11 protein-coding genes and 1 riboswitch are annotated in these 16,407 nt (G+C 30.8%); all 11 genes read right to left on the bottom strand.

Annotation, left to right across the window (positions count from 1 at the left end; all coding sequences use genetic code 11):
* Positions 1–235 precede the first annotated feature (235 nt).
* The 11 genes from DWX74_RS06295 to DWX74_RS06245 all read right to left on the bottom strand — a co-directional run bounded on the left by DWX74_RS06295 (position 236) and on the right by DWX74_RS06245 (position 15,905).
* A complete protein-coding gene (locus DWX74_RS06295; protein ID WP_118549212.1) occupies positions 236–3,211 on the bottom strand; it encodes a cell wall-binding repeat-containing protein in 2,976 nt (991 codons plus the stop codon).
* Positions 3,212–3,343: 132 nt separating this feature from the next.
* Positions 3,344–3,817 (bottom strand): hypothetical protein, encoded by a 474-nt coding sequence (locus DWX74_RS06290; protein ID WP_118549211.1) that lies wholly within the window; start codon positions 3,815–3,817, stop codon positions 3,344–3,346.
* Between the two features lie 144 nt (positions 3,818–3,961).
* Entirely contained in the window at positions 3,962–7,552 is a 3,591-nt protein-coding gene (locus tag DWX74_RS06285; RefSeq protein WP_158573242.1) for a cell wall-binding repeat-containing protein, read from the bottom strand.
* Positions 7,553–8,048: 496 nt separating this feature from the next.
* A complete protein-coding gene (locus DWX74_RS06280) occupies positions 8,049–8,573 on the bottom strand; it encodes a peptidylprolyl isomerase (RefSeq protein ID WP_118549248.1) in 525 nt (174 codons plus the stop codon).
* An 84-nt stretch (positions 8,574–8,657) separates the two neighbouring features.
* Positions 8,658–9,416 carry a patatin-like phospholipase family protein gene (locus DWX74_RS06275; RefSeq protein ID WP_286164246.1) on the bottom strand — a complete coding sequence of 253 codons (759 nt, stop codon included), beginning with the start codon at positions 9,414–9,416 and terminating at the stop codon, positions 8,658–8,660.
* A gap of 69 nt (positions 9,417–9,485) precedes the next feature.
* Positions 9,486–10,778, bottom strand: a complete 1,293-nt coding sequence (locus DWX74_RS06270) for a M18 family aminopeptidase (protein ID WP_118549208.1) — start codon at positions 10,776–10,778, stop codon at positions 9,486–9,488.
* A 55-nt stretch (positions 10,779–10,833) separates the two neighbouring features.
* A complete protein-coding gene (locus DWX74_RS06265; RefSeq protein WP_118549207.1) occupies positions 10,834–13,101 on the bottom strand; it encodes a DUF3553 domain-containing protein in 2,268 nt (755 codons plus the stop codon).
* Between the two features lie 116 nt (positions 13,102–13,217).
* Positions 13,218–14,033: an energy-coupling factor ABC transporter ATP-binding protein gene (locus tag DWX74_RS06260; RefSeq protein ID WP_118549206.1), complete on the bottom strand. Its 816-nt coding sequence runs from the start codon at positions 14,031–14,033 to the stop codon at positions 13,218–13,220.
* A 32-nt stretch (positions 14,034–14,065) separates the two neighbouring features.
* Positions 14,066–14,746 carry a cobalt ECF transporter T component CbiQ gene (gene cbiQ, locus DWX74_RS06255; protein ID WP_118549205.1) on the bottom strand — a complete coding sequence of 227 codons (681 nt, stop codon included), beginning with the start codon at positions 14,744–14,746 and terminating at the stop codon, positions 14,066–14,068.
* Between the two features lie 102 nt (positions 14,747–14,848).
* Entirely contained in the window at positions 14,849–15,190 is a 342-nt protein-coding gene (locus DWX74_RS06250) for an energy-coupling factor ABC transporter substrate-binding protein (protein ID WP_118549204.1), read from the bottom strand.
* Positions 15,174–15,905 (bottom strand): energy-coupling factor ABC transporter permease, encoded by a 732-nt coding sequence (locus tag DWX74_RS06245; RefSeq protein ID WP_006440549.1) that lies wholly within the window; start codon positions 15,903–15,905, stop codon positions 15,174–15,176. The genes DWX74_RS06250 and DWX74_RS06245 overlap by 17 nt, the downstream gene beginning before the upstream one ends.
* Before the next feature lie 219 nt (positions 15,906–16,124).
* Positions 16,125–16,308, bottom strand: a riboswitch (cobalamin riboswitch).
* Positions 16,309–16,407 lie beyond the last annotated feature (99 nt).

Genomic DNA, 16,407 nt, shown 5'->3' with positions numbered 1-16,407 from the left:
ATTTATAGGATTTTTTTATTAATATTTTTTATATTTTTAGTATATTTTGCTTTATTTTATTAATTTTATTTTTTGTTATTTTTCTTTTTATTTTAATATTTTTTACATTTTTTATTTTTATTTACTAATTTTATAAATAAAAAAAATCATCAGCCTATTTATTTTTAGACTGATGATTTTTATTTTTCTTATACTGTTTTTATATTTTCTATGTATCCTAGTATTTTATATCTTTCTATTTATTTATCGCTGCTTTTATTAAGTTAAATACTTTATCACTTACAGCATTAACTCCACCGATTATAGTTGCTTTTTTGATTTTAGATTCTTTTGTATATTTTTCTATTGGTTCTGGTAAAGAATCACCTTTAACTAATAATACCGGAGCTTCTTTTGTTCCTGCATAGTTTCCAGCTATTAATGCGTCTGGGAAGTCTTCTCCTGTTGCATATACTCCTAGTTTTGATTCTGGATATGATTCTTTGGCTAGTTTTGCTGATGTTTCATATCTATCTTCTCCACCTATTCTTTTAACTACTTTTGCTCCATCGTATACATTTGAATCTTTTTTATTGTTTTTCTCTATTTCGAATCCAGCTTTTAATTGTTTTTCAACTTCTGGTGATACAGCTTTGTCTAATCCACCAATTTTTATATTTTCTATATCCCATTCTGCTAGTGCCTGTTTTGTGTATTTAGGTATAGAATCTTTTTTAGTTAGTAATATTGGTGCACGATCTTTAACTGCTAGAGGTGTCATACATAACGCGTCTGGGAAGTCTTCTCCTGAAGCAAGTTCTGCTGCATTTGTATTTCCTTTTTCTCTTATTTTTATCGCTATTTTTCTAGCTGTGTCGTATCTGTCAACACCGTCAAATCTAAAGATTTCGTATCCTTTTGCTGCTAATTCATTTACAACTTTTTTAGATACTGCGTCATATCCACCACTTATGTAGATTTTTTTTGCACCAAGTCTTTCTATTTCTTTAAGAGTTTTTTCTGGAAGCTCATATTTGTATGTTAGTAGGGCTGATGCTTTTTCCTGTATTGCAAATGGGTCTGCTGTTAGTACGTCTGTGTATCTTTCTGCGTTTGCAAGTACTACGGCATTTGTTCCATTTGGATATAGGTCTTTACTTGTTTCTACTGATGTTTCAATTCTGTCGTTACCTTCTATTCTGTCTGGATCTGTTGGTGGTGTTACTATTGTTCCACCTCCGCCGCCAGTACTCTTTGGTTCGAAGTGCCAAACACCTATTAGCTCTACATTATGTTCCATTTTTATAGGCTCTTTGCTTAAATCATGATATTTTCCATCCTCTTTGTATGCCCATCCTTCAAAATGCCATACTCCATTTTCAACTGCTATATAAGTTTTCTTAATTTGTTTATCCGCATAATCTTTGTTTATACTATCTCCTTTATGATGATTTACCTCATCTTTTGGTTCATCATTTAAAATGTTATCTGGAAGTTTTTTCCCATCTTCACTTACAAATTTATAATCTAATGTAAGTGATTCATCTTTTGCTACTTGCCACATAAAATGAGTGTTTTTTCCAGGATCATTTACTCTTTTTAGATAATATCCTTTATCTGTGGCATCTTTATTCCCCAATAAAAATGTCTTTTCTACAGGATTATCATTTTCTTTGAATCCAGTTATATAATTTTCGTATAAAACTGGAGATATCAATTCATCATACTTATCAGGATTAACTACATTTACTACTGTTTTACCACTTGCTAATCCATTTATATTTAATGGTATAGATGGACTTTTATCTGTTCCATCGTAATTTTTTTCAACCTTTGGTAAGTTTAAAATCGTATCTTTAGCATTCCAATTTCCATCTACATGTGTTCTACTCATAAAACTTAGATTAGTGTTGTCTAGTTCGGCATTCCCATGAATTCTATTCAAATAAATATTTTTTTCAGCTATAAAGTTATCGTTTTTACTTGTAAAAACTATATTTTCTTTTTTATTATCGTTATCTTTGTATTCATATCCTATTTGATAATATGTTTTAAAATTTATTTTACTATTTTCGCTATTTAATTTTTTGTATATATATGTATAACCATTAGAAATCCATTCGCCTTTGTTCATATTTACATTTCCATATAAATCTATTTTATGTACTTTTCCTTCTTCTTTTTTAGTGTTAGTTATTAATTTTGAACCTGTATTTACATTCAAATCATAAACTGTTCCAAATGCGTTTATTTTATCATTTCCTAATGCTACATTAGAATTATTTTTTATGTTAACAGTCTTAAAATATCCTACTATTGGAATTGAAGCATTTGCATTATCTATATTTAATACAGATTTATCATTAGAACTATTTCCATCAACCTTTTGTCCCCATACTCCCTCTGTATCTAATGTAAACTTAGGTTCTCCAGTTATATTAATGGTTGAATTTCCTTTTATTGTGCCTATATGGCATCCTATTTGACAGACTTCTCCTCCATTCATATTAACTGTTGCATTTTTATCTATTATCCCATAAGATATTGTATATATATACGTGTCATTTATAAATTGACCATGATAATAATCTTTTAGTATAACTTCTTTAGAGTTTATATTAACATTCCCTTTAACATGAGATCCACTTTCTAAACCAACAATCTTACATACTTTAGAAGCATTTATATTAAGAGTAACATTACCACCTACTATGGCATTATTTGCACCTACAACTCCAGAACTCTCATATTTATCTAACCGTAAAACATTTTTATATGTATCAACTGTAACATTTTTACCTACTTCATATGCATCTTTTGAAGTTCCTCCCTTTTCTCCAGCACCGACTATATCCCAGTTATGCCCTATTCTACAAATTGAATTTGTATTCTCATATTTAGGATCTCCAGCAATAATATGTATGTTCCCATCTACCTTACTCTTACTTGCATCTTCTCTCTGTCCATGAATTCCTTGAAAATACCCAGCTTTAGCCTGTACAGTTACATTACCTTTAACATGAGAATTATGCACACCCGCAACATTCTGTGGAGCAGTATTCATATTAGTACTATCAAGAATTAAAGTAACATCTCCACCTACATAAAGAGGAGCTCCATTATATTTATCTACTCCATCACCTGTCGTTTCTTTATTAGTTCCAACTATGTAATGACCATTTGGATCTGGACCATTAACATTTCCATATGTAATATCTCCAGATAATTCCATATAAATATTTCCTTCAACAGAGCCTTTATAACTACCTCCTATTACTACATTTTTCTGATTATAAATATTTATTCTTGCTTTACCATTTACTTTTACATATGTACTATCTACTGTCTTTTTATATCCTCCTCCTTAAAGAGTTCCACCTAGAGTTAATTCCGAGTTTTCTGTAAAAATAGTTCTGTATCCACTACAATATAATGTTTCTCCATATACCTTTACATTATCGAATGTAACATTGCCTACTAACTCGCTATCTAAATCAATGCTATATTTTTCTTGTTCATTAGCACTTTTAATCATTATTTCTTTATTGGCAACCCCAACAAAATTACCATTAGTTATATTTCCAGCTAATACAATTGTAGCTTCTTTATCAGTACTATTTTTTATAGTTTCTAATTTTTCTTTTAGTTCTTCATTATTAGAAACATTATATACTTTTCCCTTTACCTCATAAGATTTATTATTTTCACTCTCTGTTTTTTTCTGCTCAATATTAATACTATTTGTAACTACTTCACTTTTAACTAATGCCATCGGTTCCCGTGTCATAGAAACAATCATAGCTGTTGCCGCTAAAAATGATATTAATTTCTTGTTCATATTAACCATCTCCTATAATAAAAATAGTGCTACTTGCTTAGTGTAAACTTGTCGATACACTTCACAAATAGCACCATTTACAAATTTACTTAACATATAAATCTTTATTTTGCTCTTTTGTATTTTTATTTATCCTAGTATTTTCTATTTATTTATCGCTGCTTTTATTAAGTTAAATACTTTATCACTTACAGCATTAACTCCACCGATTACAGTTGCTTTTTCTATTTTAGAATCAGTTGTATATTTTTCAACTACTTCTGGTAAAGTATCTCTCTTCACTAATAATACTGGAGCTTCTTTTCTTCCTGCATAGTTTCCAGCTATTAATGCGTCTGGGAAGTCTTCTCCTGTTGCATATACTCCTAGTTTTGATTCTGGATAAGAATTAGCAGCTATTATAGTTGATGTTTCGTATCTATCTTTTCCACCAAATCTGGAAACTTTTTTAGCGCCATCATAAACATTTGAATCAGCTTTGTTTCCTTTAGTTATTTCAAATCCTTTGTCAATCTGATTTTGAACATCTTTTGATATAGCTTCATCAAGCCCACCTATTTTTACACTTTCTATATCCCATTCAGCTAAAGCTTGTTTAGTATATTTAGGTATAGAATCTTTTCTAGTTAGTAGTATTGGTGCATTGTCTTTAACCGCCATTGATGTCATGCATAGAGCGTCTGGATAGTTTTCTCCTGAAGCTAATTCTACTACTTCTTTGTTTCCTTTTTCTCTTATCTTTATAGCTATTTTTCTAGCTGTGTCGTATCTATCTAATCCATCAAATCTGTAGATTTCATATCCTTTTGCAGCTAAGCTATCTACAACTTTTTTAGATACAGCTTCGTATCCACCACTCACATAAATTTTCTTTGCTCCAAGTCTTTCTATTTCTTTTAGAGTTTTTTCTGGAAGTTTGTCTTTATATGTTAGTAGTGCTGATGCTTTTTCCTGAACTGCGAATGGATTTGCAGTTAGTACATCTGAGAATCTTTCTGCATTTGCAAGTACTACAGCATTTGTTCCATTTGGATATAAGATTTCACTAGCTTCTATAGAAGTTTCTATTCTATCGTCTCCTTCAACTCTGTCCGGATCTTCTTTATCTGGATTAGGTGTTGGTGTTCCACCTCCACCAGTTCCACCACCAGAACTATCTTTTACAAATTTCCATACTCCTTTTAGTTCTTCATCATGGTGTACTTCTTTTTCGTTATTTTTTACATATTCGTATTTACCATCTTCTTTTTTATATGCCCAACCAGTAAATTCCCATGTTCCGTCAGTATCTTTTATAGTTTTATTTTTTGGTTGTTTTAAAATTACATCTTCTCCATCAGGATATAATTCATATTCTTTAAATTTTTCAAATTCATCTTCTATTTTTTCTTCAATATTTTTAGGAATTTGTTTACCATCTTCACTTATAAAGTCATAATGTACTAATTCCATATCTTCAAAACTAAATTTACCTACAAATTTATTTTCTCCAACTTGTACATTTAATGTTTCTGGTTCATATCCTTCAAATGTTAACTTGATATATGTTTCTACATTATTTGTATTAGGTACTTCATATTTTACTAATATACTTTCTCCTGGTTTAATTTCTGTAGATACTCCTGTTTCTTCACCATCTTCATTAATTTTTTTAGTAGTTGTTGGATTTTTAGGCGTTACTGATTCTCCTACATTGTATTCTTTCTCATCTTTTGGTAAATTTACATAGTCTGATACCTTTATATTTTTTACATCTAATATATTCTTGTCTACATTCCCATCGTCTCTGTTTGTAGATGTATTTTTCGCTTCGTATTTTACTGTGGCTTTTTCTACTTTTTTATAGAAGTTCCATGTTCCTGAGAAAGCAATATTTCCATCTTTATCTGAATCATTAGCTTCATTTGCTATTTTTTCATCAGCATCATATCCTTCAAATCTCCACTCTCCATCTTCTACAGTTACTGTAGTTTTTGTAGGTTGTATAGCTGTTATTTTCTGTCCTTCTACATAATTATTTCCATCTATAGGAAGTAAACCTTCAACAGCTGGTGGTAATTCTTTACCTCTTGTTCCACTTACAAATTTATATAAAACTCCATACTCTTTAGTAGATGGATTAGTAGGTGAAGTAAAACTAGCTTTAAAGTTTACAACCCCATTGAAAAGCCCTTTTGTTCTTTCATCAACACCAGAATCATTATTAAAGTTAAAGTTAAATTCTATATTTTCAATATCTTCAACTACTTTACCGCCAAATATTGTATTATCTATTTCTATATATTTTTTACCATTGTTCTCATTTGCTGTACATTTTATTGTTTCATTACCATATTTTGCTATTACTTCATTATTTGTTACATCAGTTAAAGCACCATTTATATCTATAGGCATAGGTAATTCTATTTTTACTTTATCATTATCCTTAACTGCCAGTACTTTATAATCTTTATAACCTTTATTTTCCATTACTTTCCGAAAATCTATTTCCTGAAGCACAGCTGAACACTTTGCTCCTAAGTCACTATTTTTAAGAGGTGTTAAATCAAATACACCATTTTGTGGTAAACCCACATTTTTACCAGCTGTTGTATTATGTATTCCTATATGATTTAAATTATGTTTTTCTATTCCTTCAATAGATGTAACACCATTATTACCACACCAAATATCATCTAACTTATTTCCTTCTAATCCTTCAAATACTTTGAAATTATTAAACCCACTACCTTCACAATAGAATCCTTGTAAATTTGGCATTTTCTCTACACATTTTGCAAGTATCTCTGGTGAATAAGAATTTTCTGGTATAGTTGGTTTTTCCATATTATGCTCTGTTATTCTAAATTGATCTAAATTTTCGTAATCTTTTTCTGCTAATGAAATTATTTCAAGATCTTTTTCCTTTAAATTTGTAAATCCATTCTTTCCATTTTTTGCATCTTCACTTGTTTCTGCTTCCCAACTAAGTAATAATTGCTTTATATTATTTCCTAGATACTGTATCCCATTTAATGTTTTAATTTCATGAGCGTTGTATTTAAATCCACCACTCTCCTTTTGTATCAACATTTTTTTGGGCCATTTTGATTCATCTCCTAAAATATTTTTTGTTAGATATTTATCTTTTGTAGAATAACCCATTGGAGCATTAAACATAACACTCATTATCTCCGCTCTAAAATTCATATCCATATCTAATAAATCTTTTACAGGATAAGATATATCCATTGTTGATGTTTTACCATTATAAGTGTATTCTATAGTAAATTTATAATCTTTATCTTCACTATCTCTAAAATAAAAATTATATTGATTATTTCCTTTATCATTTTCTTGCCATCCAAAATATTCTGGAAAATTTTGTTTTATACTATCTGGAACAGAATCATTTTGTTCATGATTAATATTATTTATTACTAATCCTTCTTTTTTAGGTACTTCTATTACTATTTTCATTAATTGATTTTTATTATAATTTTTTAATTCAGCAGATGAATTAGTATATTCATCTTCAAAATATTCCTTCCAACTTGGATTTGGATTTTTTAACCAGTGATATTTCTTCATATATAAACTACTACCAGCTTTCATATCCATCCTTACTTCTATCCCATCTTGCTGTATTACCTTTTCCGTACTACTATTTTCTTCAGCAAATGATACTGACATAGATGCAATACTAGAAAATATTAGTGACAGCGATAAAAAAATTGACAATAATTTTTTCTTCATATTCCACATCTCCTTTACTTATGTATTAAAACAAGTATTTATATATTTTTTAAAATTTAAAACTTATATTTTTCACATCTTATCTTGCAATCATCTCCCATTAATTAATTTTAATTAATATTCTCATACATAATGTTATCAAAAAAAAAAAAAAAACAATGCTTTTTCTTAATTTTATTAATTAATAAAGGATAATTAATTGTAACTTTAAAGTATATATTTCGATTATTCATTCACAAGCCTTAAAAAGAATACTCTATTAATTGTTTTAACGTTCTACTAAACACGAATATTAAATTCATTTTTATTTTTAATATTCTTTTTTTAACCTCTAATTAACTTCACATTATATTCAAATTAGTATTATTTTCTTATTAAGAAAAATTTATAAGCTTAATTAAGTAAATAGACAAAAAAAATAGACTAACTAATCTAGTAATATTTACTAGAATTAATTAGTCTATCTTATAAAATCTCTTAAATTTTAACTATCTTATTAGAATTTTTCTACTTCTGGGTAATCTTTACCTAAAGTATCAACTGTAACACATTTCATAACCTGTTGAGCTGTTGGTTTATCTCCCCAACCAGTTTTAGTAGTTGCTATCTCATCCACAACATCCATACCTTCTATTACTCTACCAAATGAAGCATACTGTCCATCTAGGTGTGGAGAGTTTTTGTGCATTATGAAGAACTGAGATCCAGCTGAGTTAGGATCCATTGTTCTAGCCATTGAAAGTACTCCTCTTTCGTGTTTTAAGTTGTTAGTGAATCCATTTCCAGTGAATTCTCCTCTTATTGAGTATCCTGGGCCACCCATTCCTGTTCCATCTGGGCATCCACCCTGTATCATGAAGCCTTCTATTACTCTGTGGAATCCTATTCCATTGTAGTATCCTTTGTTTATTAAGCTTATGAAGTTGTTAACTGTGTTTGGAGCTATGTGTGGGTAAAGTTCTGCTTTTATTATTCCACCATTTTCCATTTCTATTGTTACTATTGGATTGTTCATTTCTATAGCCATTTAAATATCCTCACTTTCTTTATTCTCAGTATATTATACCAAAATATATACCCGTATAATATACTATTTTAACCGATATTATTTAAATTCTTTAACTAATTCCTGTCCTATTTCATATCCATCAGCAAATATTTTTCTACAGAAGTCCATATTAAGATTTAGTGTAGCACCTGGCTCAAATTTCTGTTTAGGTCTAGCAACTACAAATTTATCTGCACCAAATTCTTCGATTAATTCTTCTGGCACTTCATAATCATTCTGAGTAGATATTATTACTATTTTATCTGGGTTTACTTCAAATACTGGTTCAACTATAAGGCTTCTGCACATTCCACCGTCTAAACATTCCCCTTCGTAAGCACCTTCTGCTACATCCTCGATAAATCCTTCTTTGAACCCTTTCTGTTTTATAGGATTAAATGGAAGAAGTGAGCTGTATTTTATATATTCTAGACATTCATTCTTGTCTAGTTTTGAAGTTTCAACTATTTTTTCTTCTATACATTTGTCGTGAACTTCTACATAATTTACATATAGAGGTATTTCTGCTCTGCAATCTTCTTCAAGCATGTATAATCCTTTTATTAGGTTGTCGTTGTTTACTTTGTTATCCACTATTTGTACACTTGTACCGCCAAGATTTTCTTCAACGTTGTTCCATATATATGCTAATTTTTCCATATTTCCAGTGGCTAGAAAGTATCCATTTATTGCACCTATTGAAGTACCAGAAATTGCTGCATATTCTTTTATTCCATTTTCGTAAAGAGCTTTTACAACACCCGCTTCATAGGCACCTTTTGCACCTCCACCTTCCATACATAGAGCTATTTTCATTTTCCCATCTCTCTTTCGTTTTTTCATTTTACTATAAAATAAATTTAATAGTTTATAAAATATTATACCCTATATTTCATAGAATTTCACAAAAGTTTTGTAAGTATTGTAGAAATCCTCGCTGCATCCTAATTCTCTTATAGAGTGCATTGATAGTATAGGCGCACCTATGTCCACAGATGGTATGTCTATATGTGTAGAAGATATTGGACCTATTGTGCTTCCACCTCTTTGGTCGGATTTATTTACAAATTCTTGATATTCTACTCCACATTCTCTACAAATTTCTTTATATACAGATATTGAATATCCATCGCTTGTGTATGCTTGTCCAGCGTGAACTTTTATTACAGGACCTTTTCCCATAACTGGTCTGTTTGTAGGATCTGCCATGCCGTTTACATTTGGATGTACAGCATGTGCTAAGTCTGAAGATATTATGAATGAGTTTTCTATTGCTTCAAAGAACTGCTGTCTGTCTTTTCCAAGAGAGATGCATATTCTTTCTAATATGTTTAGAAGCATGTTTGAGTCGGCTCCCTGTTTTGTAGAGCTTCCTACTTCTTCATTGTCAAATCCTACTGCTATACTTATTCCTGATTTTGAATCTGAGTCTAGTAACGCTTCAACAGATGAGTAGTACATTGAAAGGTTATCTAATCTTCCTGTAGATATAAACTCTTCATTAGCTCCTGTGAAGCATCCTTTTTCGTACTCGTATAGGAATATGTCGAAGTCTATTATTTCTTCTACTTCTACATCCAGTTCAGATGCTAGAAGCTTTACCATGTAGTTGTCTTTTTCTAGCTGCTCGTTTATTAACCCAACAAGAGGAAGCATATCAGTCTGTTTGTTGTATTTGTATCCGTCGTTTATGCTTCTGTTCATGTGTATTGCAAGGTTTGGTATTATGCAAACTGGTTTGTTTATGTTTACAATTTTTTCTACTGGCTTAAATGGATTTTCTCCTCTTAAAAATACTCTCCCTGCCATAGCAAGTGGTCTATCAAGCCAAGTGCTTAAAATCATTCCACCGTATCCTTCTGTGTTTAATTTTAGATATGCACCACAGCTTTCCATTTCAGCATTAGGTTTAATTCTAAATCCTGGTGAATCTGTATGTGATCCTATTATTCTAAACCCTTCTTTTTCAATTTCATCAGAGTTTACTTTAAATGCAACTAACGCTGAAGAATTTTTTGTTGTATAGTATTTTTTGCCAACTTCTAGTTTCCAATTTTCTTTTGGATTTAATTTTTCGAATCCATTTTTTTCAAGTATTTCTGCAGATACTGCAACTGCGTTAAATTGTGTTGGACTTTCGTATATGAAATCTAACATATTTTCTGCAAATTTTTTCATCTATTTCACATCCCAATTTTTATTTTTAGTTTGTTTTATTTTTTTGATTAGTTTTTTATTCTTTCACTAAGTCTAGTGTAGTGTATTCTTTGTTTATTTTTTTGATTCCCTGATTTTCAAATGCTATTGTTACATCACTTCCAGCCATTGCAACTACTGTTCCAACACCGAATTTTGGATGGTATACCTTTGAGCCTAGTTTAATATCTTCAGGTTCTGCCATTGTGTTTTCATTTTTGTTAGTTGCATTCATTTTTTTAGCAACTTCTTCTCTGTTCATGCTATTCATGTATTTTTTAGTGTACTTGTCTAGTATGTTGTAGCTGCTCTTAGTGTATGTTAGCTCTCTTTTACCCATGTATAGTTTCTCTATACACTCGTCTGGAAGCTCCTCTATAAATCTAGACTGTATAGCATGGTTTGTTTTTCCGTAAAGTGTTCTTTTTTCAGTCATTGTTAGGTATAGTTCTTCCCTAGCCCTTGTAATTCCGACATAACAAAGTCTTCTTTCTTCCTCTATATCTGAGTCCTTCATAGATTTTATTGCTCTAGAAATTGGGAATAATCCTTCTTCCATTCCTGTTATGAATACAACTGGGAATTCTAGACCTTTAGATGTATGCATTGTCATTAGAGATACTCTATTTGGCTCTTCATCTTCAGTCGTTTCTGATGTAAGTGCCACACTCGTTAGGAATGTTTCTAAAGATTTATCTTCAAGATTTTCATCATCGCTATTTTCAAATTCAAGTGCAATAGATATAAACTCGTTTAAGTTGTCTATTCTATCCTGAGCTTCTTCATATTTACCATTCATGCTGTTCTGATTTTTCTTCATTTCTTCTTCTAGCTCGTATATGTATCCTGTGCTGTCTAGTACTTTTTCTATCAATTTGCTTACAGGATATACTTCTTTTATTGCTCTAAGAGTTCCTACTAGATCTACAAAGCCATTTATTTGTTTTTTAGCTTTTGTTGATATTTCTGAGTTTGAGTCTATGTCTAAAAGTACAGAGTACATACTTTCCTGTTTTAGACTAGCTCTATCCTCTATTTTTTCTATTGTTCTAAGTCCTATTCCTCTTCTTGGTACGTTGATTATTCTTTTTAGAGATATGTCGTCCTGAGGGTTTGCAATTATTCTAAGGTATGCAATTAAGTCTTTTATTTCTTTTCTTTCATAGAATTTTGTTCCTCCATATATATTGTAAGGAACTCCGGCTCTGTTAAGTGCATCTTCTATAGGTCTAGCCTGTGCATTTGCTCTATAAAGTACTGCACAATCGCTGTATTTTCTTCCTTCGCCCTGCACTTTATCTATTATCGTTTCGGCTATAAATCTTCCCTCTTCTAATTCATTTTCTGCTAGTTCTATTTTTATTTTTTCGCCTTCAGTTTTTTCACTCCAAAGTTTTTTTCTTTTTCTTTCTATATTGTTTGAGATTACGTGGTTGGCTGCATCAAGTATTACCTGAGTTGATCTGTAGTTCTGCTCTAATTTAACTACAAAAACATCATCGTAATCCTTTTCAAATTCAAGTATGTTTCTGATGTCGGCACCTCTCCATCCGTATATACTCTGGTCATCATCTCCTACGACACATATATTTTTGTGCCCCATTGCTAATTGTTTTATAAATTCGTACTGAGCCATACTTGTATCCTGATACTCGTCGACCATTATGTATCTAAATCTGCTTCTGTAGTAGTCTAATACTTCTGGATTTTTCTTGAATAGTTCCACAGTTTTTATTATTAAGTCGTCAAAGTCAAGTGCACTGTTTCTTTTTAATCTGTCCTGATATAGAGAATATATGTCCGCAATTTTAGACATTCTTGGGTCTCCAGCGCAGTCGTCTTTATACTGTTTTGGAGATTTTAATTTATCTTTTGCACCTGATATGTAGCTTATTACTGTTTTAGGTTCAAATGCCTTGTCACTTATGTTCAATTCTTTTAAACAGTCTTTTATCAGCGTTACCTGGTCAGCAGCATCGTAAATTACGAAACTTCTGTTGTATCCTATTTTGTTTATGTCTTTTCTAAGTATTCTTACACAGCAAGAGTGGAATGTGCTAATCCACATGTCTTTTGTGTCTGATTCTACAGTTTCTTCTACTCTTTCTCGCATTTCATTTGCCGCTTTGTTGGTAAATGTTATTGCAAGTATATTTGCTGGCTGTACACCTTTATCTATTAGGTGTGCGATTCTAGTTGTAAGCACTCTAGTTTTTCCCGAACCAGCTCCTGCAAGTATAAGAACAGGTCCCTCAGTTCTTTCAACTGCCCGTCTTTGAGACGGATTTAATGTATCTAAATTCATGTGCGTGTTCTCCTTTTGTTCGATTATAATATATATTTTAAGCTATTATAAGAATTTTGACAATGTGAACAAAAAAGGAGCCGTTGCATTAATTTTGCCTCAGCTCCTTAATATTTTTATTTGTACTGTGCGAATTTTGTTTTTATTATTTCTAAGTTTGTTTCATTATTATTAGTTTTATTGTTTTTTAGTTCGTTGTAGATTTTTATTATCCAAGGTGTTTTTAATCCAGCGTTTTTTATCATTTTTTCGTCCATAAATACATCGTCTGAATTTCCTTCTTTTATTATTTCTCCCTTGTTCATTACGTATACATAGTCACATATTTCGTATATCAAATCCATGTCGTGGCTAGATATTACTACTTTTGTGCCATTTTTTTTCATATTTTTTATTATTTCTACAACTGCATCTGTACTTCTTGGGTCTAGTCCTGATGTAGGTTCGTCTAAGAGTACTGTTTCATTTTGCACAGCAATTACTGATGCTATTGCAACTCTTTTTTTCTGCCCATAGCTTAAAAATTGAACAGGCTTATCTATAAATTCGCTTCCGTTTACAGCCTCTAGTGCTTTTTCTATTCTTATTTTTATTTCTTCTTCATCCATACCTATGTTTCTCATAGTAAATGCTATATCGTCGTAAACTTTAGAGTAAAATATTTGTTTCTCTGGATCTTGGAACACCATTCCTACTCTTTTTCTAAGATTGTATAAGTCTTTTTTTCCGTACTTTATTTTTTCCCCATTGTACAGAATTTCTCCTGATTCTGGCTTTAGTATTCCAGTCATATTCATAAATAAGGTAGATTTTCCACATCCATTTTCACCGATTACTCCAATTATATCTCCTTTTGAAAAATCCATATTTATATTTTTTAATGCATTTTTATTTTTTTCATATTTAAATGATAGGTTTTCTATTTTATACATATTTTCACCATCCTAATATCTTTGGAATTTCATTATATGTGGAATTTTCCATCAAATAATTTCATATCTAGTGCTATAGACATATCTTCGTATCTTTTCATCATCCTTTTGTAGAGCATATTTACCAATAACCCCAATGAATTGTATGAGTTTTTCATTCCCATATACCCCATTTTCATTTCCTGAGATTTGTATATTTCGTGTACTTCTTCTAAGAATATGAATATAAATCTGTAGATAAGCATAGCAATTTCTATTACATTGTCTGGTATGTGTAGTTTTTTAAATACTTGTATTAGCTGGTTAAACGGTGTTGTCAGCATCAAGAAATATACACATGTTAGACACGATATTGATCTTGCTAGTATTTTTAATGCACTAGAAAGTCCAAATTTTGATATTCCGATATATGTACTTACAATAGTAAAATATGTCAACATATCTGTTTTTTCTGTGGATATGCTTATGATTATAGCCAGTATGCTCATTATCATAAAGATTAATGGGATTGAAAGTAGCTTTAGATATTCACTTATACCCATTTTGGATGTAGATAGTATTGTTATCGACATAGCAATTATTATAACTATTTGATATACTGGATTTTCTATTATTAATGATATTATTAAAAATAGTATGGAGAATATTGTTTTTATGTATGGATTTTTTCCACTAAGGCTATTTGTGTATGCGTATTTATCTATTATTAGCATCTCTATTCTCCTCCTTTTATTTTAGATATTAGAAAAGCTGCAAGTAATGCAGCTCTCCCTAATTATTATTATACTTTTTATGTTATTAATTGTCATTTTTTATTATTCTTTATTGTCGCTTTTTTCACTTGTTTTAGCTTCAAGTTCTTTTCTCATTTCTTCTCTTCCAGATTTTTTACCTTTTAAGTTTCCTAGTATATAACCTATTATTCCTGCTCCAAATGCAGCCTGAGTTGAGAATAATAAACTTTCTATTTCTCCACTTGGTGGTTCATAGAAACTCGCAAACCATGGTTCATATTCTGGATTTATTTCTGTTATTGCTTCCTCAGCGTGACCGTCAGCTCCTCCGTATTCAGCACCTGGGTTTACTACTAGTGGAAGTACTATTAATACTATTGCTAATATTATTAGTAATATGTTAGTTTTAGTTGTTTTTGACATTAAAATCAACTCCTTCCACATTTTCAACTATTAGGTTGTATACGATTACTGTTAGTATACCTTCTGCTATTGCTATTGGAACCTGAGTTACAAAGAATATTCCTAAGAATTTTATAGCAGATGCCATTACTCCACCTGTAGCAGCTGGGAATGCAAATGCAAGCTGGAATGATGTTACAGTGTATGTAGCTAAGTCTCCAAGTGCTGCAGCTAAGAATACATTTACTTTTCTATTTTTGCATACTTTTTCCATTCCTTTAAATATAAGGTATGATACTATAGGCCCAACTATTGCCATTGAGAATGCATTTGCACCTAATGTAGTTAAACCACCATGAGCAAGTAAGATTGCCTGGAATAATAATACTATTGTACCAAGTACAACTGTTACTCCTGGTCCAAATAGTATTGCACTTAGACCTACACCTGTTGGATGTGAGCAACTTCCATTTACTGATGGAATTTTAAGAGCTGATAGTACAAATACGAAAGCTCCACATAAAGCTAATAGTACTTTTTTCTTTGGCTCTTCTTTCACTATTTTATTGATTGATCTTATACCAACTATGAAGAAAGGTATAAATACTATAGTCCATATTAAAGACCACTGCTTTGGAAGGAATCCTTCCATGATGTGCATTGCACTAGACTGTACTGGATTTAAAACCACTAACATAAGTGCAGCTGCAAGAACTGATTTCATCTTTTCTTTCATTTTTCTCTCCTTTGATTATATATATTTTAAGACATTCAAATATAAAAGAGAGATTTGTTTCAAGAATTTTTGTTTAATCAACCTACTATAAAATAATTCAAAAATAAAAAGTCCTACAAAACTGCAGGACTTAGAAATTTCTATATAATATCTTCTCAAAATCAAAAATTAGCTTTTCTAATACTATATTTTCAAGAAACTTTCCCCATCCCCGAAGAAATTTACTCTATATTTTCGGCAAGTCTCCTGGCTTTGCTTCATCCTACTCATTAACCTTCCCATAATTTGTAATTACAGTGGCTTTATTCTAACTTTCGTCAGCTTCACAGTAACGGGGGCTGCTCAGGTCTTCCACCTGATTCCTTATTAATTCCTTGCGGAAACCGAAAACTATTTATATTCAATTTGTCTTATTAACTTTATTATACTATAGTTTTTTATATTATTACATAAAAAAAGATTACGTGGCTACGTCCTACTCTCCCAGGGGCCTTCGCCCCAA

It is taken from the genome of Peptoclostridium sp. AF21-18, from assembly GCF_003478825.1.
Lineage (GTDB): Bacteria > Bacillota > Clostridia > Peptostreptococcales > Peptostreptococcaceae > Peptacetobacter.
Note: the sequence above shows the minus strand (reverse complement) of the source record. Positions and strands in the feature narration are given on the sequence as shown.

What these genes read in the sequence shown, in the direction of transcription:
- DWX74_RS06295 (WP_118549212.1), bottom strand. Translation starts at nt 3,211, where the DNA reads ATGGAATTATCTGGAGATATTACATATGGAAATGTTAATGGTCCAGAT.
- DWX74_RS06290 (WP_118549211.1), bottom strand. Translation starts at nt 3,817, where the DNA reads ATGAACAAGAAATTAATATCATTTTTAGCGGCAACAGCTATGATTGTT.
- DWX74_RS06285 (WP_158573242.1), bottom strand. Translation starts at nt 7,552, where the DNA reads ATGAAGAAAAAATTATTGTCAATTTTTTTATCGCTGTCACTAATATTT.
- DWX74_RS06275 (WP_286164246.1), bottom strand. Translation starts at nt 9,416, where the DNA reads ATGAAAATAGCTCTATGTATGGAAGGTGGAGGTGCAAAAGGTGCCTAT.
- DWX74_RS06270 (WP_118549208.1), bottom strand. Translation starts at nt 10,778, where the DNA reads ATGAAAAAATTTGCAGAAAATATGTTAGATTTCATATACGAAAGTCCA.
- DWX74_RS06265 (WP_118549207.1), bottom strand. Translation starts at nt 13,101, where the DNA reads ATGAATTTAGATACATTAAATCCGTCTCAAAGACGGGCAGTTGAAAGA.
- DWX74_RS06260 (WP_118549206.1), bottom strand. Translation starts at nt 14,033, where the DNA reads ATGTATAAAATAGAAAACCTATCATTTAAATATGAAAAAAATAAAAAT.
- cbiQ (WP_118549205.1), bottom strand. Translation starts at nt 14,746, where the DNA reads ATGCTAATAATAGATAAATACGCATACACAAATAGCCTTAGTGGAAAA.
- DWX74_RS06250 (WP_118549204.1), bottom strand. Translation starts at nt 15,190, where the DNA reads ATGTCAAAAACAACTAAAACTAACATATTACTAATAATATTAGCAATA.
- DWX74_RS06245 (WP_006440549.1), bottom strand. Translation starts at nt 15,905, where the DNA reads ATGAAAGAAAAGATGAAATCAGTTCTTGCAGCTGCACTTATGTTAGTG.